This window comes from Lyngbya sp. CCY1209 (genome assembly GCF_055795065.1).
The window spans coordinates 1-902 of record NZ_JAYFER010000349.1 but is presented as its reverse complement, the minus strand read 5'-3'; the positions used below and the strand labels follow the sequence as shown (position 1 = coordinate 902).

The window sequence follows — 902 nt, the reverse complement described above, 5'->3', positions numbered from 1 at the left end:
AAGCAAGCCTTGGTCAAGATGGCAATGGAACCCTACTGGGAACCTAAATTCGAGGGAACAAGCTATGGGTTTCGACCTGGACGCTCAACCCACGATGCAATTGGCAGAATATTTAATGGTATCAACAAAATGGGATACTACGTCCTCGATGCTGACATCGCCAAATGCTTCGACCAGATTGACCATGATTACCTGCTATCCAAACTTCATTGTCCAACGACCATAAGGCGAAATATCAGACAATGGTTAAAAGCTGGGGTTATGGACAATGGTGTATTTGACGACACAAAAGCAGGGACACCTCAAGGAGGGGTAATAAGTCCACTCCTCGCCAACATTGCACTGGATGGAATGGTGAGGCATATAGAAGAACTCTTTCCAAAGAAAGGAAATAGAGTACAAGCAACGGTCATTAGATATGCCGATGATTTTGTAGTCATATCACCAAAGCTCAAAATCATTGAACAGTGCAAGATTGCTATTTCCGAATGGTTAAAACCTATTGGTCTCCAGCTTAAACCGGAGAAGACAAGAATCTGTCACACACTTCGAGAAATCGAAGTTAACGGAGAAAAAGTTCCATCTGGTTTTGACTTTCTGGGGTTCAATATCAGGCAATATCCTGCCGGAAAACACGTTTCTGGAAAAAGCGGGGGAAGGAGCAGTAAACTATTAGGCTTCGTAACCCACGTCAAACCGAACAAGAAAGCAATCAAAGCCCACATTGAAAAGGTGAAAGAGGTAATTAAGAAATACAAAACAGCACCTCAAGCCGCCCTGATTAAACACCTCAATCCCATCATCACTGGATGGGCAAAGTATTACTCAGGGGTAGTCTCCAAGGAGATTTTCAACAAGCTAGATAACATACTCTGGCAACAACTACGGGCATGGGTAGTGTC

At 43.6% G+C, this 902-nt stretch carries 1 protein-coding gene; it reads left to right on the top strand.

Annotation, left to right across the window (positions count from 1 at the left end; translation table 11 throughout):
• A partial coding sequence (locus tag AC0QHF_RS09785; RefSeq protein ID WP_324704019.1) for a reverse transcriptase domain-containing protein occupies nt 1–902 on the top strand: 902 nt, incomplete at both ends.